This is a genomic window from Allobosea sp. LC85 (assembly GCF_000735605.1).
GTDB lineage: Bacteria > Pseudomonadota > Alphaproteobacteria > Rhizobiales > Beijerinckiaceae > Allobosea.
In genome coordinates, this window is record NZ_JPKG01000022.1 from 16336 (window position 1) to 39636 (window position 23301).

Genomic DNA, 23301 nt, shown 5'->3' on the forward strand with positions numbered 1-23301 from the left:
ACGATACTCACCCGGGCGAAGGTTTCGACCATTCGCGAGGCATGCCGGCGAGGGGCCTGCTCGGCGTGATCGTGGAAGCCGCTCCCGAGATTTCCCGACACTTGGTCGGCTGCTTGTCACCCCGCGCCTCCGGCGCGGCTGCGCGACAAGCGCCGGACTGGGAACGAACGGCGGCGCGAGACGGTGCTCGCTGCCGATCTGATGTGATTTTTGGCCGACAGCGCCCTGACTGGCGCTGATTGAGACGACAGGGGTGGCCTCGCCAGCGGGGTTGCCAAGGGACTGAGGCGCTTGGCGCCTGGGGGGATTCGGGCTTCGCCATGAGCGTAAAGATCGAGACGGGTCGCCAGCTTCGGCTGACTGAAGCAGGCGTCGACGGCGGGATGGCTCCCGTGAACAACGCGGCAGCCCTGCCGGTCCGCCACTGGCGCAGGCGCCGCGCGGTGCTTCTTGCCTGCACGGCGCTGGTCATGCCGGTCATGCTGGCCGCGACGCAGCCTGTGCTGGCGCAATTCACCGGAGGCAATGGTGGAAACGGTGGCAATGCGCCCAACTGGTCGACGGCGGGCGGTGGTTCTGCGGGCGGCGCCTACGGAGACGGCAGCGCGACCGCACCTGGCGGCGGCGGCGGATCGACCTCGGGACAAGGGAACCGAGGCGGCAGCGGCGGCGGCTCGGATGGCGCTGGCGGCGGCGGCGGCGGCTATAGCATGGGAGCGGGCGGCGGTGGCGGTGGCGCCGGCGGTGCGGGGCTGACACTGACCACGGATATGATCAACAGCGCCGCGATCACCGGTGGCAATGGCGGCCATGGCGGGTTTGGTGCTGCCAACTACGCTCAGTCCTACAACTATGGCGGCGGTGGCGGCGGCGGTGGCGGTGGTTCCGGCATCATCGTTTCGACGGGCGCCACTCTCACCAATTCCGGAACGATCACCGGCGGCAATGGCGGCGGAGGAGCCGCCGTCACCGGGCCGGGCATCAGCAATCCCTTCGCAGATCCCTCCGGCAATGGCGTCGGCGGCAGAGGCGGCAACGGCATCACCGCGACCAGCTCGGCCGGCCTGACGATCACGAATACTGGAACGATCAAGGGCGGCGGCGGCGGCTCGGATTTCCAAAACGCACAGCCCTATCGGCTGCAGCCCGGTGGCAACGGTATCATCGGGCAGAACCTGACGATCATCAACAGCGGCACGATCGCAGGCGGCGCCCTGGGCGGCGCCGCGGGGATGGCCGGCGCGCCTTCCGCCGCGATCGTCATCACCGGCGGCACCAACAGCATCAGGGCGCTCGCCGGCAGCTCGATCGGCGCGATCGAACTCGGCGGCACCACCACGCTGGCGGGCGTCTTCAACAACACGATCCTGGTCCATGGCGGCGTTGCCATGTCGGTGAGCGGCGCGACCGCGGCCGACGATGTCACCGGCATCACCACCTTCACAAATCACGGCGCAACCTCGATCGGCACCGGACGCACGCTCAGCGCCCAGACCATCAGCAATGGCGCGGGCACGATCACCATCGCAGCCGGCGCGACCCTTCGCGGCACCGGCAACACGCTCAACAACAACGCGGTCATCGATGTCGGTGTCGGCGGCAGCGTCATCGATGCCGGCGCGATCAACAACCAGGGCGGCGGCACGATCAATTTCAACGGCCCGATCGGCACGGCGGTGCTGTCCGCCGGCCAGGGCATCAACAATGACGGGCAGATCAAGGTGCTTGGCGGCGACGTCGCCGTCACCGGCGACATCAGCAACCAGAACAACGGCACGCTCTCGCTGACCGGCGGCAACATGAGCGGCATCGGCACGCTGACCAATAGCGGCACCGCGACCGTCAACGTCACCGCAGGTTATGATCTCGGCGTCGGGACGTTCACGATGACCGGCGGCAGCGTCACCGGTACGGGCACGCTCACGGCCACGACCGCGTTCAACCTTTCGGCCGGCACGATTGGCGCGACCCTGGCCGGCAGCGCTGGCCTGACCAAGACCGGCACCGGCATCCTGACCCTGACGGGCGACAACACCTATTCGGGTGGCACCACGGTGAGCGCCGGCCAGTTGCAGATCGGCAATGGCGGAACGACGGGTTCGATCACCGGCAATATCCTCAATGACGCGGGGCTGACTTTCAACCGCTCGAATGATTTCAGCTTTGGCGGGATCATCAGCGGTTCCGGCGCAGTCAACAAGAATGGCGCCGGTGTCATGACGCTGACCGGCGCCAACAGCTATTCCGGCGGAACTTCGATCAATGGCGGCACGCTGAAGCTGGGTGCGGGCGGCAGCTTGAGCAGCACTGGCAATGTGGCGCTCACCTCGGCGAGTGCGGTCTTCGACCTCAACGGCCAGACCCAGACAATCGGCCAGCTCAATGGGATGGGCGAGGTCAGGCTCGGAACCGGCGCACTCACGAGCGATATGAGCTTCAGCTCCGCGACGTATTCCGGCGTGATCTCGGGGGCAGGCTCGCTGACCAAGAGCGGCAATGGCACGCTGATACTGACCGGCGACAACAGCTATACCGGCGGCACGACGATCAGCGGCGGCTTCCTGCAGATCGGCAACGGCGGGACGACGGGCTCGATCCAGGGCGATGTCGCCAACAACGCCAATATCGCCTTCAGCCGCTCGAATGATTACACCTTCGCCGGCAACATTTCCGGATCGGGCGCCTTGACCAAGACCGGCAATGGCACGCTGACCCTGACCGGAAGCAACAGCTTTACCGGCCTGACCTCGCTCAACGCGGGCACTCTGCAGATTGGCGACGGCAACACGGATGGCTCGATCAGCGGGGATATTTTCGTCAACGCGGCCCTGGTCTTCAACAATGTGAACGCTGCGAGCCATGGAGCCCGCATCTACGGCTCCGGCAGTCTGACCAAGTCGAGCGCGGGCGTCCTGACATTCACCAGCGCGAAAGAGTACAGCGGCGGCACGACGATCAGCGGCGGTACGCTGAAGCTGGGGGCGGGCGGCAGCCTGAACGGCAATGGCAACGTGACGATCGCTTCGGGCGCGGTGTTCGATCTCAACGGACACGGTCAGAGCGTTCGCATGCTCACCGGGGCCGGCACGGTTGAAACCGGCACCGGGGGCGTGCTGAGCACGGGCGCCATTTCAGGGACCTTCGAAGGCGTCATCGCCGGCGGCGGCTCACTTGCGAAGCTGGGCGCCGGCACGCTCATCCTGACGGGGGCGAACACCTATACGGCCGGCACGACGATTAGCGGCGGCACATTGCAGATCGGCGATGGCGGCGGCACCGGCTCGCTCGTCGGCAATGTCGTCAACAACGCCGCGCTCGCCGTCGACCGCACCGGCAGCCTGACCTTGGCGGGCAATATCTCCGGCACGGGCGTGCTCACCAAGAGCGGGGCGGGCACGCTGATCCTGAAAGGCGCGGCCAGCCATACCGGCGGCACGACGATCAGCGCCGGCGCCCTGCAAGTCGGCGACAACGACACGACCGGCGCAGTTCACGGAAACATCCTCAATAATGCCGCGCTGATCTTCCGGCGCATCGGCCAATACAGCTATGCCGGCGTGATCAGCGGCAGCGGCTCGCTGACCCAGGCCGGCGCCGGCTACCTGACGCTGACGGCGGTGAATACCTTTTCCGGTGGCACGACCATCAACACCTTCGGCGCGCTGCAGATCGGCAATGACGGCACGAATGATGGTTCGATCGGCGGCGCTATCACCAATAACGGCGTGCTCGAATTCGACAACCTGAACGCTGCCAGCTTTGCCGGCGTGATCTCCGGCAATGGCGTGCTCCGCAAGCTTGGCAGCAACACGCTGACCTTGACCGGCGCCAGCACTTATTCCGGCCCGACCTCCATCGTCGCCGGCACCTTGCTGCTCGGCGGCAACAACCGGTTGAACGCGAGCAGCGATGTCTCGGTCTCCTCGGGAGCGTCCTTCGACCTTGGCGGCTTCTCGCAAGGCATCGGCGCACTCAGCGATGCAGGTGAGGTCAAGCTCGGTTCGGGCGGGGCGCTCAGCGCGGGCACGACCACCGATTCGATCTTTGCCGGCGTCATCAGCGGCGCGGGCTCGCTGACCAAGACGGGCACGGGCCGCCTGACCCTGGCGGGCGACAACACCTTTACCGGCAGCACGACGATCGCCGCCGGCACGCTGCAGATCGGCAATGCCGGAACGGCTGGCGCGCTTGCGACCGATGTCAGCAGTAGCGGCGTCCTCGCCTTCCACCGCACGAACGAATACATCTTCGACAAGGTGATTTCCGACGGCGCCGGCGTAGGCGTGGTCGAGCAGAACGGCACCGGCCGGACGATCTTTATCGGCGCAAACACCTATACGGGCGGCACCACCGTCAATGCCGGCGCGCTGCAGATCGGCAACGGCCTTGCGTCAGGCTCGATCGCGGGCTCGGTCGCGGTTGCGGCCGGAGCCGAATTCGCGGTCAAGCGCTCCGACACCTATGCGCCGCCCAACGCCGTCAGCGGCGCCGGGCGCTTCGCCCAGCGCGGCAGCGGCACGACGATCCTCGGCGACGGCATGACCTATAGTGGCGGCACGGTGATCGAGGCCGGCATCCTGCAGGTCGGCAGCGGCGGTGCGCAGGGCTCACTCGGCACCGGCGATATCGCCAATGCCGGTGCGCTCGTGATCGACAAGAACAACGCGATCACGATCAGCGGCGCCATCAGCGGCGCCGGCAGTTTCGAAACGACCGGGGGTACCGGCGGCACGGGCGTCACCAAACTCTCGGGCGCCAGCACCTATACCGGCGCGACCACGGTCAGCGGCGGCACGCTGGAGGTGTCGGGCTCGCTCGGCAACACCGCGGTCTCGGTGCAGAGCGGGGCGACGCTGGCCGGCGGCAGCTCGATCGCCGGCGCGGTCACCATCGCCAGCGGTGCCCGCCTGGCGCCAGGCGCCAATCCCGGCACACTGACCACGGGCGTGCTGAACGTCGGCGCGCTGACATTGTCCTCGGGTTCGCAGCTCGATTTCGATCTCGGCCTGCCCAACCTCCCGACCGCGAGCGGCAGCGATCGCGTCGACGTGACCGGCAATCTCACGCTGGCCGGCACGCTCAACATCGCGAATGCCGGCGGCTTCGGCGGCGGCATCTATCGCCTGTTCAACTATGGCGGTGCGTTGACGAATGGCGGCCTGGCGCTGGGCACGCTGCCGGGCGGCGTGTCCGCGGGCGATCTCTCGGTGCAGACCTCCGTCGCGCGCCAGGTCAATCTGGTCAACAGCAACGGCCTCACCCTGAAGTTCTGGGATGGCCGCACGGCGGGCAACGCCAATAACGGCGCAATCGATGGCGGCGCCGGAATCTGGAGCGCGACGAGCGGCAACTGGACCGGCCAGGACGGCAACATCAACGGCCCGGCGGCGCCGGCCCCGGGCTTCATGGTCTTCCAGGGCACGAGCGGCATCGTCACGGTCGACACCGGCCCTGGCGCGGTCTCGGCAACGGGCCTGCAGTTCGCCGCGGACGGCTACAGGATCGAAGGCGGCACGGTCACCCTCAGCGGCGCGCAGGCGATCATCCGTGTCGGCGACGGCACTTCGGGCGGCGCCTCCTATGTCGCCACCATCGCGTCGAACCTGACCGGTGCGAGCGAGCTGGTGAAGACCGATCTTGGCACGCTCGTCCTCTCCGGCACCAACAGCTACACCGGCAACACGCTGCTGAACGCGGGCACGCTTTCGGTCTCGTCCGACAGCAATCTCGGCCACGCTACGAGTGGCCTGGTCTTCAATGGCGGCGTGCTGCGCGTGACCGGCACGAGCTTCACCTCGACCAGCCGGGCGGTGAGCTGGGACAGCAATGGCGGCGGCTTCGACATCGCGGATGCGGCCAACAGCTTCACTCTGAGCCAGACTCTCGGCGGCACCGGCGGGTTCACCAAGCAGGGCGCGGGCACGCTCATCCTGACCGGCGCGAACACCTATACCGGCGGCACGACGATCTCGGCCGGCACCTTGCAGGTCGGCGCCGGCGGCACGACCGGGGAGATCACCGGCACGGTCGTCAACAACAGCCGGATTGCCTTCAATCGTTCGGATGACCCGATTTTCTCGGGGGCCATATCCGGGTCGGGCGCGTTGACGCAGATGGGCGCGGGCACGCTGACGCTGACGGGCACCAATAGCTATACGGGCGGCACCACGATCAGCGCCGGCGCCTTGCAGATCGGCAATGGCGGCACGACAGGTGCGATCAGCGGCAACGTCGCCAATAGCGGCACGCTGGCCTTCAACCGATCCGACCTGATCGCCTTCTCCGGCGAGATTTCGGGGACGGGAGCGCTGAAGCAGCTCGGAACCGGCACGCTCAACCTGACCGGCGTCAACAGCTATTCCGGCGGTACGACGATCGCGGCCGGCACGCTGCGCGGCAGTGCGGCCAGCTTTGGCAGCGGCGCGATCCTGAACAACGCCGCCCTGGTGATCGACCAGAACAGCGACGCGCAATTCGCCAACGCCATCAACGGCAATGGCCGCTTCACCAAGACGGGTACGGGCTCGCTCAACCTGACCGGCACCAGCACGCTGTCGGGGCCCACGACGATCGCCGCCGGGCGCCTGGCCGTGAACGGTTCGCTCGCCAGTTCCGCCGTGACCGTCGAAAGCGGCGCGACGCTTGGCGGCAATGGCACGATCGGCCGCCTGAACGTGCTCGCCGGGGGCATTGTCGCCCCGGGGAACTCGATCGGCACCTTGACCGTCAACGGCAACGTGAGCTTCGCTCCGGGCTCGATCTATCAGGTCGAGGTGAATGGCGCCGGCCAGTCGGACCAGATCATCTCGACCGGCACCATCACGGTGTCCGGCGCGACGCTCGCGATCGCCGCGATCTCAGGCGCGATGCCGCCGTCGGTGCGCTTCAAGCTCTTCGATGCAGCTGGCGGCGTGTCCGGCCAGTTCACCTCGGTGACGAGCAATTTCGCCTTCCTGACGTCGGGCCTGAGCTATGATGCCTCGCAGACCTTCCTGACGATTGCACGCAACGACGTCTCGTTCGGCAGCGTCGGCCAGACACGCAACCAGACGAGCCTGGGCTTGGCAGGCGAGCAGCTCGGCACCGGCAATCCGGTCTATGATGCCATCGTCAAGCTCGATGCCCCCTCGGCGCGCCAGGCTTTTGACGCCCTGTCAGGCGAGGTGCACGCCTCCGCGCAAGGCATCCTGGTCGAGGAGAGCACTGTCGTGCGCGGAACGGCGATCGATCGCCTGAGGTCGGCGTTCGGGACCGTCGCGGCTTCGCAGCAACCGGTCATGACCTATGGCTTCGCGGCCGATATGGCAGCGCCCGTCACCGGACCGATGCCGCGGCTCGTCCCCAACGATCGTTTCGCGGTCTGGGGCCAGGGCTTCGGCTCCTGGGGACGCAATGAGGCGCAGGGCGGCGTGTCGAAACTGTCGCGGTCGAGCGGCGGCTTCCTGCTCGGCGCCGATGCCTCGGTCTTCGACACCTGGCGCGTCGGTCTCTACAGCGGCTACAGCCGTTCGACCTTCGAGGCGAAGGGGCGGATTTCCTCTGGCAACAGCGACAACTACCATCTCGGTCTCTATGGCGGCGGCCAGTGGGGCGCTTTCGGACTGCGCGCCGGCGCCGCCTATAGCTGGCACGACCTGTCGATCGATCGCGCCGTCTCCTTCACCGGTTTCTCCGACCGGCTGAGGAGCGACTACAACGCCGCGACCGCACAGGTCTTCGGCGAACTGGGTTATCGCATCGATGCCGGGCGCGTCGCGCTCGAGCCCTTTGCCGGCCTCGCCTATGTCAACCTGCAAAGCGACGGCTTCACCGAGCGGGGCGGCACGGCGGCTCTCGCCGGCCGCAGCTCCGACATGAGCACCGCCTTCACGACGCTGGGCATGCGGGCATCGACGAATGTGACCGTGAAGGGCATGGCGCTGGAATTGCGCGGGGCGCTCGCCTGGCGGCACGCCTTCGGCGATGTCACGCCAGCCTCGCTCCTGTCATTCGCCGGCGGCAGCCCCTTCAGCATCACGGGTATCCCGATCGCGAAGAATGCGGCTGTGCTCGATGCCGGGCTCGACCTCGCCGTGGCGCGCAATGCGACGCTCAGCCTGTCCTATGGCGGCCAGTACAGCGCCCATGCGATCAAGCAGACCGTCAAGGGCAGTCTCGCCGTCAAATTCTGACCGGACGAAACCTGCCAGACCTTCGGCAAGGGGTGCCCTCGGGCGCCCCTTGCTTCGTTGCAGTCCGCGCTGATCGCCGCCTTGCCGCCTTGCCGCCTCACGGCGCACCTCTGATCCCAGGACGCCATGAGGTAAATCGAACCAGCCATTTGGCGTATTGACGCTCGATGCAATCGATTACATCCTGCCCGTAGTCCCGATTAATACGGGACAAGGGAGGAAACGATGGTCAACGGCATCACAACCCGCAGGGGACTTCTGACGGCTGCCGCCGTGCTCGCGATGAGCGGCGCAGCGAGCGCACAACAATCCTACAAGATCGGGCTGTCGAACGGTTGGGTCGGCAGCGAATGGCGCACGCAGATGATCGAGGAGGCCCAGGCCGCTGCCGCCGCCTGGAAGGCGAAGGGCGTCAATGTCGAAGTCGTGGTCCAGAGCTCGACCGTGGACGTGCAAGGCCAGATCGGCCATGTCCGCAACTTCGTGAACCAGGGCGTCAACGCCATCATCATCAACCCGAACAGCCCGACCGCCTTCGACCCGGTCTTCGCCCAGGCCAAGGCGCGCAACATCCTCGTCGTGTCCACCGATGCCGAGGTCTCGTCCAAGGACGCGATCTATGTCGGCATCGACCAGAAGGACTGGGCGGTGAAATCGGCGGAGTGGCTGGCCAAGGCACTCAATGGCAAGGGCAATATCGTCACCATCAACGGCATCGCCGGCCATCCTGCCAACGAGATGCGGGTCGCGGGCTATCGCGAGGTCTTCGCCAAGCATCCCGACATCAAGGTCCTGAACCAGGCCAATGCCGACTGGGACCAGGCCAAGGGCCAGCAGGCGATGCAGAACCTGCTCGCGACCTATCCGGCGCTCAACGGCGTCTGGGTGCAGGACGGCATGGCGGATGGCGCCTGGCGCGCGATCGATGCCGCCGGCAAGAAGGACCAGACCGCTGCGACCGGCGAGATCCGCAAGGATTTTCTGACGCGGTGGTCCGAGCAGAAGCTGAACTCCGGCGCCTCGGTCAATCCGCCCGGCGTCATGGCCTCGGCGCTCAACGTCGCGGTGCTGCGCCTGATGGGCAAGGAGTTCAAGGACGGGGTGTTCAAGGGGCAGTATGGCAACGCCATCTACATCCCGATCCCGTTCGTCGACAATGCCAGCCTGCCGGCGGCCCTGAAGCAGGCGGATGGCAAGCCCGGCTACTGGTCGGTCACCGCGGTCGTGACGCCCGACGAGGCCCAGCAGTATTTCAAATAGCCATGGCTCTCCTCGAGGCCCGGGGCGTCGGCAAGCGCTTTGGCGCCGTCGTCGCTCTCTCCGACGGGCGGCTCAGGGTCGAGGCGGGCGAGATCCACGCCCTTCTCGGCGCCAATGGCTGCGGCAAGAGCACCCTGTGCAAGACCGTGGCAGGCGCCGTCGCGCCTGATGCGGGCACCATTGCGATCGATGCCGAGCCGCGGCGTTTCCGCGGCCCGCGCGATGCGGAACGGGCCGGCATCGCGCTGTTCTACCAGGAGCTCAGCCTGATCCCGCAGCTCAGCGTCGAGGCCAATCTCGGCCTCGGCCATGAGCCGCGCACGCGGCTGGGCTTCATCGACCGCCGCAGCCTGCGGGCGAGGGCGCGCGAACTCATCGCGCTCTTCGACGGCGTCGCGGGGCCGGAACTGACACCCGAGGCGCTGATTGCCGATCTGACGCCGGATCTGCGCCAGATCGTCGAGATCCTGAAGGTGCTTGCCCGCGAGCCCCGCCTCCTGATCCTGGACGAGGCGACGGCCGCGCTCGACGGGCGGCAGGCCGAGCGGCTCTTCGAGATCCTGCGCCGGCGCAAGAGCGAGGGGGTCTCGACCCTGATGATCTCGCACCGTCTCGACGAGGTTTTTGCCGTCGCCGACAGGATCACGGTGATGCGCGGCGGGGCGACGGTTGCCGAGCTCGCATCGGCCGAGACTGATCGCGACACGGTCGTGCGGCACATGGTCGGCGAGACGAAGCTTCGCCCCGCTGCCGGGCGGCGCCCGCCTGCGGTGCAGGCGGAGGCCGGGCTGGTCGTGGCGCATGTCTCGAACCCACGCCTGCGCGATGTCTCGCTCAGGGTGGCGCCGGGCGAGATCATCGGTCTCGGCGGGCTGCAGGGGCAGGGGCAGTCGGCCTTCCTGCAAGGGCTGTTCGGCGTCCTGCCGTTTTCCTCCGGGGCGGTCACGCTGGCGGGCGAGCCCTTCATGCCGGCCCGGCCGGCCGATGCCATCCGCCGCGGCCTCGCCTATGTCTCCGGTGACCGCGGTCGCGACGCCGCCCTCAGCGGCCGCTCGATCTTCGAGAACCTGATCGCCGCCGTCCTTGTCCGCGAGAAGCGGGCGCTCGTCCGACGCAGCGCGCTCGTGCCGCGCGCGACGCAGCATGCCGACAGCCTCAGGACGAAATATGCGAGCCTCGCCGCAGCGATCGGCACGCTGTCGGGCGGCAACCAGCAAAAGGTCTTCATCGCCCGCTGGCTCGCGACGGGGCCGCGCGTCATCCTGCTCGACGATCCGACCAAGGGCATCGATCTTTCTGCCAAGGCCGATCTGCTGGCGATCATGCGGCAGCTCGCCGATGAAGGCGCGAGCATCCTGATCTACTCCTCCGAAGATGCCGAGCTGCTGGAATGGTGCGATCGCGTCGCCGTCTTCAATGCCGGGCGGATCGTGGCCGAGCTCGCGGAGAACACGCTGGATCCCTTCCACCTGACGCGCGCCTCCTATGGAGAGGTGGCATGAGCACGGCTCTGATCCGCAGCCGCCCCTGGATGCTGACGCTCGCCGCGCTGATCGTTCTCGTCCTGGTCAACACGGCGTTCCAGCCGTCCTTCGTCCAGCCTGCGGTGCTGCAATCGAACCTCACGACATTCCTGCCGCTGGCGCTTGTCGCCATCGGCCAGACCTATGTCGTGCTCAGCGGCGATATCGATCTTTCCGTCGGCGCCATGGCCGCGCTCGTCAATGTGGTGACGGTCAGCGTCATCGCGGCGATCGGAGGCGAGGGGATGGCGGCCATCCTTGCCGGCATGCTGGCGGGGCTCGCGACCGCGCTGCTCTGCGGGCTTCTCAACGGCCTGCTCGTCGCGCTGCTCCGGCTCCAGGCCATCGTCACCACCTTCGCGACCGGTATCGTCTTCGCGGGCGCGGCACTTTTCGTGCTGCCGCAGGCGGGCTTGCCGGTTCCGGAACGGTTCTGGCGTAGCTATGGCGCGACGCTGCTCGGGCTGCCGGTCGTCCTCTGGATCCTGCTGGCCGGTCTCGCCTTTACGCTCGTCTTCGCCCGCCGGCCCTTCGCGGCGCATCTGCTTGCCGTCGGCGGCAGTCGTGTCGGTGCCTTTCAGACCGGTCTCAGGCTGGAGCGCATCCGCATCGGCGCCTTTGTCCTGTCAGGCCTCTTTGCCGGATTCGCGGCCCTGTGCCTGACCGGCGAGACGGCGAGCGGCGATCCCCTGCTCGGACAGAGCCTCGCGCTCTCGTCGATTTCGGCCGTCGTGCTCGGCGGCACGGCGCTCTCCGGCGGCTCGGGCAGCCCGGTCGGTTCGGTGCTCGGCGCGCTGGTGCTCGGCATGATCGGCAATGTCATCTTCTTCGCCGGCCTGCCTTTCGCCTGGCAGACCTTGGTCCAGGGCGTCATCGTGCTCGCGGCGCTGGCCGGCGGCGTGCTGGTGACGCGGCGATGACGGCGCGGGCCCTTCTCACCAATCCGCTGACGCTCGCCGCAGGGGCGATCGCGCTCTTGCTCGCCATCGGCGAAGCGCTGTCGCCGGGCTTTGCCCAGGGCGACCAGATCGTCCGCCTGACGACGGTGGCGGCGATCCTCGGCATCGTCGCGGCCGGGCAGAACCTCGTCATTCTCGGCGGGCGCGAAGGCATCGATCTCTCGGTCGGTCCGATGGTCTCGCTCGGTGCGGTCATCGCCGGCAACGTCATGGCCGGACAGGACGCCGCCATCCTGCCGGCGGTGCTGGCCGCCTGCGCCGTGACCTTTGCCATCGGGCTGGTCAACGGGCTTGGCGTCACCGTGATCCGGATTCCGCCGCTGGTCATGACGCTCGGCATGACCGCGATCATCCAGGGCGGCCTCGTCGTCTATTCGCAGGGCGTGCCGTCCGGCAATGCCGCGCCCGCCCTGATGGCCTTCGTCAATCGCCCGTTGCTGTTCGGGCTGCCCGGCATCCTCCTGGTCTGGGCCGTCATCGCGCTGGCACTCGGCTTCGTCCTGCGCTGCACGGCCTTCGGGCTTGGCGTCTACGCGATCGGGGCCAATGAGCGCGCTGCCATGCTCGTCGGGCTTCCGGTCGCGCGCATCCGTTGCCTGCTCTACGGCTTTTCCGGCCTGTTCGCCGGCCTCGCGGGGGTCTGCGTCATCGGCTACACCGGCAGCTCCTTCATCAGCGTCGGCGACCAGTACGTCCTGACCTCGATCATTGCGGTGGTCATCGGCGGCACCTCGCTCGCAGGCGGGGCCGGCGGCTATCTCGGCACTGTCCTGGGCGCACTTGCGCTCGTGCTGCTGCAGAGCGTGCTGACGACCTTGCAGCTTGAAACCTATGGCCGTCAGATGATCTTCGGCCTGACGCTCCTGGTGCTGATGCTGCTCTATGGCCGCCAGGCCCGGCTGCGGGTCTGACGATGAGCGTGCCCACCATTGCCACGGTCGCGGAACTCGCCGGCGTCTCGACGGCGACCGTCTCGCGCGCGCTGCAGCGCCCCGACAAGGTGCAGCCGGAGACGCGGCGACGCGTGCTCGAGGCCGTGGCGGCGACGGGTTTCGTTCCGAATTCCCAGGCGCGCAATCTCAGGAGCCGCGCGACCCGCACGGTCATCCTGCTGGTGCGCGACATCTCGAACCCGTTCTACCTGGAGATCTACAAGGGCGTCGAAGAGGCGGCCATGCGGGCCGGCTACAAGGTGCTGATGGGCGATGCGCGCGATGATGACGAGCGCATCACCCACTATGTCGACATGGTGCGCGCGCGCCATGCCGACGGGCTCATCCTGATGGTCGGCCGTTTCCCGGAGGCCTTGAAGACGGAGCTGTCGCGGTTGCCGCCGATCGTCATCGCGCTCGAGACCTTTCCCGAGCTCGTCCTGCCGACCGTCTCGATCGACAACATCGCGGCGGCCCGGCAGGCCGTCGAGCACCTGCTCGAGCTCGGCCACCGCCGCATCGCCCATATCACCGGGCCGCTGCCGGAGCGGCTCGCCGTCGACCGGCTGGCAGGGTATCGCAGCGGTCTCGCCGCGGCAGGTATCACGGCCGATGAGGCGTTGATCGTCGAGGGCGATTTCAGCCTGGACGCCGGCCGCAAGGCCGTGCGCCGTCTCAATGAGACCGGCACGAGCTTCACGGCGCTGTTTGCGGCCAGCGACCAGATGGCGTTCGGTGCGATCAGCGAATTGCGCGCCTGCGGGCTTTCGGTCCCCGGCGACGTCTCGGTCGTCGGCTTCGACGACATCGTGCTCGCCGACGCCTTCGTGCCGCCCCTGACCACCATCCACCAGCCGCGTTTCGATATCGGGCGGCAGGCAATGGCGCGCATGATCGGTCTCCTCGGCAAGGAGCCGGCCGCCGCCAATCTGGTGATGGAGACGCGCCTCGTCGTGCGCGGTTCCACCGCTCCCGTGCGACAGCACCCGCACCCCAACCCGAGAACGAAGGAATGAGACGATGAAAGGTCCAGCCCTGTTCCTCGCCCAGTTCGTCGGCCCGACGGCGCCCTTCGACAGTCTCGATGGCCTTGCCGGCTGGGCGGCCGGGCATGGCTATGTCGGCGTCCAGATTCCGACCAACGACCCGGCGCTGTTCGATCTCGCGCAGGCGGCGCAGTCGAAATCCTATTGCGAGGACGTCGCCGCCAGGCTCGATCGCCATGGCCTTCAGGTGTCCGAGCTATCGACCCATCTCCAGGGCCAGTTGGTCGCCGTGCATCCGGCCTATGACCTGCTCTTCGACGGCTTTGCGCCCCCTGCCTTGCGCGGCAAGCCGGCCGAGCGGCAGGCCTGGGCGGTGGAACAGCTCAAACTCGCGGCCAAGGCATCGCAGAACCTCGGCCTCGCCACGCATGCCACCTTCTCCGGTGCATTGGCCTGGCCCTATGTCTATCCGTGGCCGCAGCGGCCGTCGGGCCTCATCGAGGAAGCTTTCTCGGAGCTGGGCCGGCGCTGGAGGCCCATTCTCGACGCCTTCGACGAGGCCGGCGTCGATCTCGCCTATGAAATCCATCCCGGCGAAGATCTTCATGATGGCATCAGCTTCGAGCGGTTTCTTGAGGCCGTAGGTGAACATCCGCGCGCGAGCATCCTCTACGATCCCTCGCATTTCCTGCTGCAGGCGCTCGATTATCTCGCCTTCATCGACATCTACCACGCGCGCATCCGCGCCTTTCACGTCAAGGATGCCGAACTGAACCCGACCGGTCGTTCCGGCGTCTATGGCGGCTATCAGGGTTGGGTCGAGCGGCCCGGTCGCTTTCGCTCGCCGGGCGACGGGCATGTCGATTTCGCCGGCATTTTCTCGAAGCTGACCCAGTACAATTATCGGGGCTGGGCTGTCGTCGAATGGGAATGCGCCCTGAAGCACCCTGAACAGGGTGCAGCCGAGGGAGCGGCGTTCGTCCGCAGCCATATGATCCGCAGGGCCGAACGGGCCTTCGACGATTTCGCTGCGAGCGGCGCCGACAGTGCGACCAACGGCAAACTCCTGGGGCTCACCCGATGAATGCGCGCATCCGGCTCGGCATGGTTGGCGGCGGCGAGGGCGCCTTCATCGGCGTGGTGCACCGCATGGCGGCGCGTCTCGATGGCGAATACGAGCTTCTCGCCGGCGCGCTCTCCTCCACGCCCGAGAAGGCCCAGCGCTCGGGCCTTGCACTCGGTCTCGATCCGGCACGGGTCTATGCCGATTTCGAGGCGATGGCGCGGGCGGAAGCGCGGCGTCGTGACGGCATCGAGGCGGTGGCCATCGTCACGCCGAACCACATGCATGCGCCGGCCGCGCTCGCCTTCCTGAAGCGCGGCATCCATGTGATCTGCGACAAGCCGCTGGCGACGAGCCTGAAGCAGGCGCGAAGCCTGAAGGCGGCGGCGGAACGCGCGGGCGTGGTCTTCGCGGTCACCTATAACTACTCCGGCTACGCCATGGTTCGCCATGCCCGGGCCATGGTCGCAGCCGGCGAGATCGGCCGAGTCCGGGTCGTCCAGGTCGAGTACCCGCAGGAATGGCTCACTGAGCCGCTCGAGCAGACCGGCCAGAAACAGGCGGAATGGCGTACGGACCCAGCGCGCTCCGGCGCGGGCGGGTCAGTCGGCGATATCGGCACGCATGCCTTTCACCTGGCCGGCTTCGTCTCGGGGCTTGCGGTGACGGAGATCTCGGCCGAACTCACCAGTTTCGTGGCCGGTCGGCGCCTCGACGACAATGTCCAGATCATGCTGCGCTACGAGAACGGCGCGCGCGGCAGCCTCTGGGCGTGCCAGGTCGCGCCCGGCAACGAGAACGGCCTGCGCCTGCGGATCTTTGGCGACAAGGGCGGGCTCGAATGGGCGCAGGAACAGCCCGATCAGCTCAAGTGGTCGTCCTTCGGCCAGCCCCCGCGCATCGTCACGCGCGGCTCCGGCGGCGCCAATGCGGCAGCAGCCCGCGTCACCCGCATCCCGGCCGGGCATCCCGAAGGCTATCTCGAAGCCTTCGCCACGATCTACCGGGAGGCCGCCGCCGCCATCCGGGCGCGTCAGGCCGGAGAGCCCATCCCCGGCGACTGCATGGTCCCGACGCTGGACGACGGGCTTCAGGGCATGGCCTTCATCGAGGCCGCGGTGGCGTCATCGAAGGCAAATGCGCGCTGGACGAAGCTCAAGGGCTGAAGGAGCTTGCTTCGCTGGAGTAGCGGAGCCCCGGATCAGGTGGAAGGCGCAAGTGGCTTCCACATTCCGGCGAACGGGCGTCACCGCCTCGGCATCGTCTGCTGTTTCCAAGCGCTTGGTGGCGAGCAGACGGTGGCCGTTCTCCGGGCGGTGAAGCCCCCCGTCCCATGGAGCGGGCCTTCGGGTCGCTCAGGACAGCTCCTTGACGCCGGCCGGCGTTTCGATCAGCGCGCGATAGCGCAGATCATCGCCCGGTACGATGACAGGGGGGCGGTCGATCCCGAGTTCGCGATAGAGCGCCGAGAGCGCCGCCGCGTCACGGTGTTGAAGCGTGAACGCGCGCAGCCGCGCACCCAGATCCGCGATCGCAGCCATCGCCCGCGGCTTGCCGCGCCTGTCGATGATGGAGGGGGCGGCTCCGTCGAAGGGCAGGGCGCCGTCATCGGGGATGGCGAAGTCAAAGGAAGGGTCGGACCATGGCAGCGAGACCTTTCGTCCGAAGATGCCTTCGCGGCCTCGCAGGACAAGGTCGATCGTATCCGTCCGCGCGACCCAGCCGCGCAGGCGGCGCCCGGCATCCCAATCGGCCTTCACGGCACTGCTATCATCGAGGCCGAACCAGCGTGCACGACCTGGCCCTTCGGCATCGGGGTCAAGCGCGACGATCTCCAGATAGACGGTACCGCCAAGCTGGAGCAGGTGGTTATGGGTGCCCATAAAGCCATGGCGTTGTCCGAAGGGGACATCGAGATCGAGGCAGCTCCGAACGTGGGAAACCCCTTCGTCCAGGGTCGGCGCAATCACGGAGAGATGGTCGAGCTTGAGCATGTTTCGGCCAGCGGGCGCAGCGGATGGGGTCCGAGTGCGATCCTAGCCGGGAGCAGTGCCAGCGTTCCAGCCCTTCTTGGACTCCGCCTTCAGCGTTCGCGAATGTCCCCCATACGCTGCCTCGGGAGCCAGTTCCCCGGGGAGCTGGCCACTCGACAAAGTAGGACGATTGCCCTAGAAGCGAATTAGGGCGGTCGTCCTAGGTAGATCGGAGGGCTTTGATGTTGGTGACTACGGCGGCGATGCGACCGGATACGCCGATTATCCCTTCATTTTCGGCGAGCGTGCCGCCGCCTGACATGGTCGATGCCGCCCTGCGGAGAGATGCGATGAGCCGGACCACGACACGCCAGGAAATCGTCGCCGCCGCAGATGATCTCTTCTACAGGCAAGGCTTCGACCACACGTCTTTCGCGCATATCGCGGATGCGGTCGGGATTTCGCGCGGCAATTTCTATCATCACTTCAAGACCAAGGATGAGATCCTGGATTCCGTGATCGAGAAGCGGATCGCGGACAGGATGGCGATGATGCAGCGATGGGAGATCGGCGGCGCGACGCCCGAGGAACGCATCCTGAGTTTCGTCGAGATCCTCACCGTCAATGGCGCGAAGATCATGCATTACGGCTGCCCCATCGGCACGCTGACGAGCGAGTTGGCCAAGCTGAACCATGCTGCGCGGAGCGAGGCGAACAAACTCTTCACCATCTTCCGGACCTGGCTCGCCCGGCAGTTCCGCGCGGCAGGCTGCGAGGAGGCGGATGCCGACCGGTTGGCGATGCATCTGCTGATGCGTAGCCAAGGAGTCGCCACGCTGCTCAACGCCTTCCACGACACGGAGTTCGCCGCGCGGGAAGTCCAGCTCATGCGTGAATGGGTCAGCGCGAGCCTGGCCCGGCCTCCCGATGCGAGAGGCAGCGCTTCTTCCGTGAGCGCATAGGGTGGACTTCCCGGGAAGTCCGCCATTCCAACCCACATCATTCGGCGCGCTCGGCGGCAAGCTGCGCGCCACTTTCGCGAGGCAAGCCGATGTTCTTAGTCCTGCTCCGATTGTCGACCAACAGGCCCAGCGCGGCCCGCTTGATGGACGGCCACAACGCCTGGCTGAAGAAGGGCTTCGACGACGGCGCGTTTCTGCTCGCCGGCAGCCTGAAGCCCGGGGGCGGCGGTGCCATCCTGGCGCAGGGCATGATGCGGGATGAGTTGATGGCACGCCTCGCCGAGGACCCGTTCGTCGCGGAGGATGTTGTCCGCATCGAACTGCATGAGATCGCGCCCGGCCGGACCGATGACCGGCTCGCCTTCCTGAAGGATCTGCCATGAGCGGGACCACGATCCCGGGGCCGGATGGCCGCCTGCGTTGCCGATGGTGTGCCGCGGCTCCGGAGTTTCTGTCCTACCATGACAAGGAGTGGGGCTTTCCCGTCAGTAGCGATAATCGCCTTTTCGAGAAGCTGAGCCTCGAAGCCTTCCAGTCGGGCCTGAGCTGGCGCACCATCCTCGCCAAGCGCGAGAATTTCCGGCGGGCGTTCCACGGCTTCGATATCGCCCGTGTCGCCCGCTTCGATGCGGGGGATGTCCAGCGGTTGCTCGCGGACGAAGGCATCGTCCGCCATCGCGGCAAGATTGAAGCCGTCATCAACAACGCGCAGCGGGCCGAAGAGATCGTTCGCGAGTTCGGCTCCCTGGCAGCGTGGGTCTGGAGCTTCGATCTCGGCCAAGCGCTGCCGGGCGAAGCGCAGACCAGATCCACCTCGCCGGAGTCGGTTGTATTATCGAAGGCTCTCAAGAAGCGCGGCTGGCAGTTCGTCGGGCCGACGACGGTGTACGCCTTCATGCAGGCGATGGGCCTCGTGAACGATCACAGCGAAGATTGCGTCATCCGCGCTGACGTCGATGCGGCACGCGCAACGTTCAGGAGACCCGGAGCATCGACGACGACGGTCGAGGCGTCACCAACCGCGTCGCTTTGACGGGCAGCATCTCGCCAAGCTCCTGCCGAACAGACTGCAATTCAACGCTGTGGGCGCTATCCCGACTTGAAGGCGAGACAGACGCGACTATCAACTGACGACCGGCGCTGACATCGCGTCTCATGCCCATGGAGAGTGAGGAGGCGCCATGTCTGCCGATCTGCGGATCGCACAATTCGTCACGTCTTGGCCGGACTCGCCATTCGGGCGGGGCGATCATTGCGCCTGGCAGGTAACCCAGAGGGCCGTGCAACTGGTCGGGGCGACGCTCCACTATCTTGATGACGGTTACAGGCGCGAGGGCGACATCGCCGTGCACCGGACCGTGACCATCGAGAGCGGGGCTGTCCTGAAGGGGCCCGCGATTATCGGGCCGGGCTGCTTCCTGGCGGCCGGGGCCTATCTGCGTGGCGGCGTGTTCCTCGACGAGAACTGCATCATCGGGCCCGGATGCGAGCTCAAGTCGAGCTTCATGTTCAAGGGATCGAAGCTCGCGCATTTCAACTTCGTCGGCGACTCGATCCTGGGCGCGGACGTTAATCTCGAAGCCGGTGCCATCATTGCGAACCATCGCAACGAATGGGAGGAGAAGGCCATCCGCCTTGTCTTCGATGGGCAGGTCGTGGAGCCCGGCGTCGACAAGTTCGGGGCGCTCGTCGGGGATCACGTGCGGATCGGCGCGAACGCGGTCATCGCCCCCGGCGCCATCATCGGCCGGGGGACCAAAATCCCCCGGTTGACGCTTATCGATCAGTCTTCTGGCCTCTGACGACGGGGCGGTCCACACTGGAACCTTCGCCCGGCCTGCTTTCTGGCCCTCAACCCATGGGACCAAGCGGTGCTTGAGAGCGCCGCGCCTGATATCGCGCGGCGCTCGCTCGCTTACGCCGCGCCGGTTTCGGTCGTCGGAAGCGCGATTTGGCGCTGCGTTCCGTTGAGCAAGGCATGGACGGGATCGTCTCCTGCGAAGCCGGCCTGGGCCAGGATCGCATCGACGATCGGCTTTTGCGCGCCGTAGCTGAGAAGCTGGCTGCTGAGATCCGCGATCGGGCCCGCGGAGCCGACAGGTCCTGCGCTCCCTGCGCCCATGGCACCGAGCAGGCCGCCGGCGCTGAAGATCTTGATATCGGAGATCTTCTCGATCGGCTTCATTGCCTGCGCGAGAGCTTCGGGAATGACGGCGATCCGCTGCTTCGTCAGCTCGAAATCGACCATTTGCGGCGAGAGGGAATTGCGAGCCTCGTTGAGCGCGCGCTCGCGCTTCGCTTCCGCCTCGCCGAGCTCGATGATGCCGCCGGCACGGAACTTGGCGGCATCGGCCTCGGCCTGCGCCTGGGTCAGCATGGCCGCTGCGAGGTTCTCGGCGGCTTCCCGTTCGGCCTCGGCCTTGACCGTGATCCCGGTCGCGGCCTGCTCGGCATCCTTGCGAGCGTCGATGACGGCGATCTTCTTGGCGCGTTCGGCGATCTCGACGGCGCGTGCGGTCGCGACCTGTTCCTCGGCCGTGACAGCCGCGGCCTTGGCTTCTTCCGCCTTGGCCTTGGCTTGCGACTCGGCCTCGCTCTTCTGTGCGACGGCGATGGCGGCGTCGATCCTGGCCGTCTCGGTGATGCGCGTCGCCTCGGCCTCGCTTTCGGCAATGCCGCGCTCGGCCGTGATGCGGGCGGTCTCCTTTGCCTGTCGTGCCTCCGCTTCGTTCTTGGCGACACCGCGTTCGGTCTCGAGCCGGGCCGTCTCCTCGGCCAGGCGCGCGGCCTGCTCCGCACGGGCCTGTTCCGCGCGCGTCTCCGCCGTCTTGTTGACGATGTCGCGCTGCTGGTTGAGTTCGGCGTCGCGTTGCTCGCGCGCGATCGTCAGGCGCTGCAACGCCGCCTCGCGGTCCTTCGTCGCGATCGCCACCTCGTTTTCGCGAACGATCTCATTGCGTTCGCGGCGCCGCTCCTCGGTGACGCGGGTGAGCGCGGTCAGGCCCTCGGCGTCAAAGGTGTTGTTCGGGTTGAAATGCTTGATGTCGGTCTGGTCGAGGCGCGTGAGCGAGACGGATTCGAGCTCGAGACCGTTGGACTGCAGGTCGGCCGCAACGGCATCCTGCACGGCCTTCACGAATTCTGAGCGTTTTTCCTGCAGGTCCTTCAGGCTCATGGTCGCAGCGACGGAGCGAAGTCCGTCGACGAACTTCGCCTCCACCAGCGTCTTCAGCAGGTCGGCATTGTTCGTGCGGTCGCCGAGGGTCTGGGCCGCCAGGGCGATATTGTCCGCATCCGGCTTCACCCGCACGTAGAACTCGGCGGTGATATCGGCGCGCATGCGATCGGCCGTGATCAGCGACTCGCCTTCGCTGCGCTGAACCTCAAGCCGCAGCGTGCTCAGCTGCACCCAGGAATAGGAATGGAAGATCGGCAGGATGACCGAGCCGCCGTCCAGGACGACCTTCTTGCCGCCGAGGCCGGTGCGGACATAGGCCTTGTCCCGGGTCGAGCGCGTATACAGCGCCGCCATGACCACGCCGATGCCGATAATGAGCGTGATCGCCGTTCCGGCAATCGTGAGGACGGAAACATAGTCCATGAACGTATTTCCCCTTACCCAGCTTCAAGTCTGCGCGCCGAGTTCCTCCGGCGCAGGAATGGCCTCGAACAACCCATTGGAACCATCGACCACCAGGACGCTCGCCCCTTGCGGGATGAGGTGGCCCGCGGCGGCTTTTGCCCGCAGGACGTGGATGTTGCCGTGCAGGTCCCTGACGCGGACGCGTCCCGGCTTGCCCTGGTCGAGCGGGCCCAGCGTCACCGTGCCGGTCAGCCCGATCAGGTCGGACTGGCTGATGGCGTTGGATTCATCGCCCGGGATAATCCGCGCCGTCCAACGGGACAGCGCACGTGTCATCGGCAGCGCCGCCATCACGGCGAGCAGGCTGGCGATCAGTGTCGGCAGTGGCGCAAGGAGCGCCTGGGCCAGGCCCTGAATGGCGAAGCCGGCGATGGCGAACGACGCCAGCCAGATCATGATCAACACGAGCAGTGGCACGCCGCCCCGGTTGAGCCAGGACATCCAGGCATCGAGCGGGCCGTGCTCGCTATGGACGCCGTGATGGGAGAGCCCGTCATTCACCAGCGAGGAGATCGACATCCCCACGACCATGGCAAGGATCTCGATGGCGACGATGCCGACGAGGATCAGCGCTGCGATCGTGAAGGGATAGAAGCCCGGCGCAGTGAGTGCGCTCATGAACCGCGGTGCCCCTTATAGCGGGCCAGTCGCTCCTGGATCGCCTTCTCGCGTTGCAGGCGGGCGAGTTCCTCGACCTCGGAGGCGCCCGTCGTCGGCCGACCCGAGACACCGGTGACGCGCTCGATCGCGTTCAGCGATTGCGCCAGCCGGTTGTCGTTGCGGACCGAGGCGCTCACGCCCTGGCTTGCATCCTCCGCGCCCTTGCTCTTCTTCAGGGCGGCGAGCCGGGCAACGGCATCCTGCCTGGCGGAGTTGACCGCCTGCAGCGCCTTGCCCGCCTCCTCGATCTTGCCGGCAGCCTCGGCCAGCGCTGTCTCGAGGGCCGAGCGCTGCGCCTCCAGGTCGATCTGCAGGCCGATCACGGGCGTGACCAGATCCTCGCGCCCGCTGGCCAGGCCCAGCTCGATCTTGCCGGCGAGATCCTCGATCTCCTCGTTGATCTCGGCGATCTTCGCCTTGAGGCGGTGCTCCTCAGCGCGCGCCTTGCCGGCGCCCGCCCGCGCATCCTCCGCGACCGCGTCGATCTCCCTGATTGACTGCTCGACCGTGACGATGGCGTTGGCGCCTTCGAGCGCGTCGACGGTGCCGTGGGCGGCGCCCGCAATGATACGCCCGATGCGCGACAGAATTCCTTCGGTGGCCATGACGGTTTCCTTCGGTGTGATGGCAGCAGCGATGCCGACGAGGATGAGCGTTTCGTCATCCCTCAGGACCAGCCGTGCTTCGGCGTGATCCGACCAACCCGGTACGTAGCCGGCAACAGAGTAGGGTATGAGCCTGCGCCCCTCGATGGTGGAGAGGCTCAGATGCGTGGGGGTCTTGATGGCATAGAGCCGCCCATCCAGCGGCAGGTCTGCGACGATGGCTCCGCTCGTCCGGGCGGCGTGATCGCGCAGGCCGAGCGTCACCAGCCGCGCCGGCAACCGGGTCTGTTCGCGGATGGTGGCGTAGGCCTGCTCGTGCAGGGCGACGAGATTTGCGCTGGCACCGCGATCTCGCTCGATCTCGTCGAGAATGCGCATCATCTCGGCATAATCCGCAAGCGTCGCGCGGATCGCGCGCATGTCATCCGGCGAAGGGGCCAGGACGTAGCTCATGGTCGACTGATAGCGCGGAACCATGCCGAAGATATAAAGCACTTCCTTTGTGCTTTCAAGAGATACGAACGTAACGTCAGTGAGGCCCTGCCTCTGCGCAGGGCTCAGGAC

General features: G+C 66.9%; 16 protein-coding genes. 12 read left to right on the forward strand and 4 right to left on the reverse strand.

What is annotated here, in order from left to right:
* Window positions 1-320: 320 nt before the first annotated feature.
* The 8 genes from FG93_RS33830 (at window position 321) to FG93_RS10785 (ending at window position 16060) form a co-directional block, all read left to right on the forward strand.
* Window positions 321-8171 (forward strand): autotransporter-associated beta strand repeat-containing protein, encoded by a 7851-nt coding sequence (locus FG93_RS33830; protein ID WP_052513613.1) that lies wholly within the window; start codon window positions 321-323, stop codon window positions 8169-8171.
* Between the two features lie 225 nt (window positions 8172-8396).
* Window positions 8397-9431: a substrate-binding domain-containing protein gene (locus FG93_RS10755; protein WP_043234352.1), complete on the forward strand. Its 1035-nt coding sequence runs from the start codon at window positions 8397-8399 to the stop codon at window positions 9429-9431.
* 2 nt (window positions 9432-9433) lie between these two features.
* Window positions 9434-10933: a sugar ABC transporter ATP-binding protein gene (locus FG93_RS10760; RefSeq protein WP_043234353.1), complete on the forward strand. Its 1500-nt coding sequence runs from the start codon at window positions 9434-9436 to the stop codon at window positions 10931-10933.
* The gene (locus tag FG93_RS10765) at window positions 10930-11874 is read left to right on the forward strand and encodes an ABC transporter permease (RefSeq protein ID WP_043234355.1); all 945 of its coding nucleotides are present in this window, start codon (window positions 10930-10932) and stop codon (window positions 11872-11874) included. Before FG93_RS10760 ends, FG93_RS10765 begins: the two co-directional genes overlap by 4 nt.
* Window positions 11871-12824, forward strand: a complete 954-nt coding sequence (locus FG93_RS10770) for an ABC transporter permease (protein WP_043234356.1) — start codon at window positions 11871-11873, stop codon at window positions 12822-12824. The genes FG93_RS10765 and FG93_RS10770 overlap by 4 nt, the downstream gene beginning before the upstream one ends.
* Window positions 12825-12826: 2 nt before the next feature.
* Window positions 12827-13861 carry a LacI family DNA-binding transcriptional regulator gene (locus tag FG93_RS10775; protein ID WP_043234357.1) on the forward strand — a complete coding sequence of 345 codons (1035 nt, stop codon included), beginning with the start codon at window positions 12827-12829 and terminating at the stop codon, window positions 13859-13861.
* Window positions 13862-13865: 4 nt separating this feature from the next.
* Entirely contained in the window at window positions 13866-14915 is a 1050-nt protein-coding gene (locus FG93_RS10780; protein WP_043234359.1) for a sugar phosphate isomerase/epimerase, read from the forward strand.
* The gene (locus FG93_RS10785; RefSeq protein WP_244448564.1) at window positions 14912-16060 is read left to right on the forward strand and encodes a Gfo/Idh/MocA family protein; all 1149 of its coding nucleotides are present in this window, start codon (window positions 14912-14914) and stop codon (window positions 16058-16060) included. The genes FG93_RS10780 and FG93_RS10785 overlap by 4 nt, the downstream gene beginning before the upstream one ends.
* A gap of 189 nt (window positions 16061-16249) precedes the next feature.
* On the opposite strand, the gene FG93_RS10790 is transcribed toward FG93_RS10785, so the two are convergent.
* Window positions 16250-16888 (reverse strand): VOC family protein, encoded by a 639-nt coding sequence (locus tag FG93_RS10790; RefSeq protein ID WP_043234360.1) that lies wholly within the window; start codon window positions 16886-16888, stop codon window positions 16250-16252.
* A gap of 329 nt (window positions 16889-17217) precedes the next feature.
* Between FG93_RS10790 and FG93_RS10795 the strand changes: the two genes are divergently transcribed.
* From FG93_RS10795 to FG93_RS10810, 4 genes are all read left to right on the forward strand, one after another.
* Window positions 17218-17829, forward strand: coding sequence for a TetR/AcrR family transcriptional regulator (locus tag FG93_RS10795; protein WP_052513625.1), 612 nt, complete (start codon window positions 17218-17220; stop codon window positions 17827-17829).
* A gap of 89 nt (window positions 17830-17918) precedes the next feature.
* Window positions 17919-18212 carry a YciI family protein gene (locus FG93_RS10800; protein WP_043234363.1) on the forward strand — a complete coding sequence of 98 codons (294 nt, stop codon included), beginning with the start codon at window positions 17919-17921 and terminating at the stop codon, window positions 18210-18212.
* Window positions 18209-18862 carry a DNA-3-methyladenine glycosylase I gene (locus FG93_RS10805; RefSeq protein WP_052513614.1) on the forward strand — a complete coding sequence of 218 codons (654 nt, stop codon included), beginning with the start codon at window positions 18209-18211 and terminating at the stop codon, window positions 18860-18862. Before FG93_RS10800 ends, FG93_RS10805 begins: the two co-directional genes overlap by 4 nt.
* 148 nt (window positions 18863-19010) lie before the next feature.
* Complete coding sequence (locus FG93_RS10810; protein ID WP_043234365.1) at window positions 19011-19631, forward strand: hypothetical protein; 621 nt, start codon at window positions 19011-19013, stop codon at window positions 19629-19631.
* A gap of 113 nt (window positions 19632-19744) precedes the next feature.
* Here the strand turns inward: FG93_RS10810 and FG93_RS10815 are convergent, their stop codons facing one another.
* The 3 genes from FG93_RS10815 to FG93_RS10825 are packed head-to-tail and all read right to left on the reverse strand — an operon-like array spanning window position 19745 to window position 23232.
* Window positions 19745-21430 (reverse strand): flotillin family protein, encoded by a 1686-nt coding sequence (locus FG93_RS10815; protein ID WP_052513615.1) that lies wholly within the window; start codon window positions 21428-21430, stop codon window positions 19745-19747.
* 24 nt (window positions 21431-21454) lie between these two features.
* Window positions 21455-22090, reverse strand: coding sequence for an OB-fold-containig protein (locus FG93_RS10820; RefSeq protein ID WP_043234366.1), 636 nt, complete (start codon window positions 22088-22090; stop codon window positions 21455-21457).
* Complete coding sequence (locus tag FG93_RS10825; RefSeq protein WP_052513616.1) at window positions 22087-23232, reverse strand: PspA/IM30 family protein; 1146 nt, start codon at window positions 23230-23232, stop codon at window positions 22087-22089. Before FG93_RS10825 ends, FG93_RS10820 begins: the two co-directional genes overlap by 4 nt.
* Window positions 23233-23301: the final 69 nt, after the last annotated feature.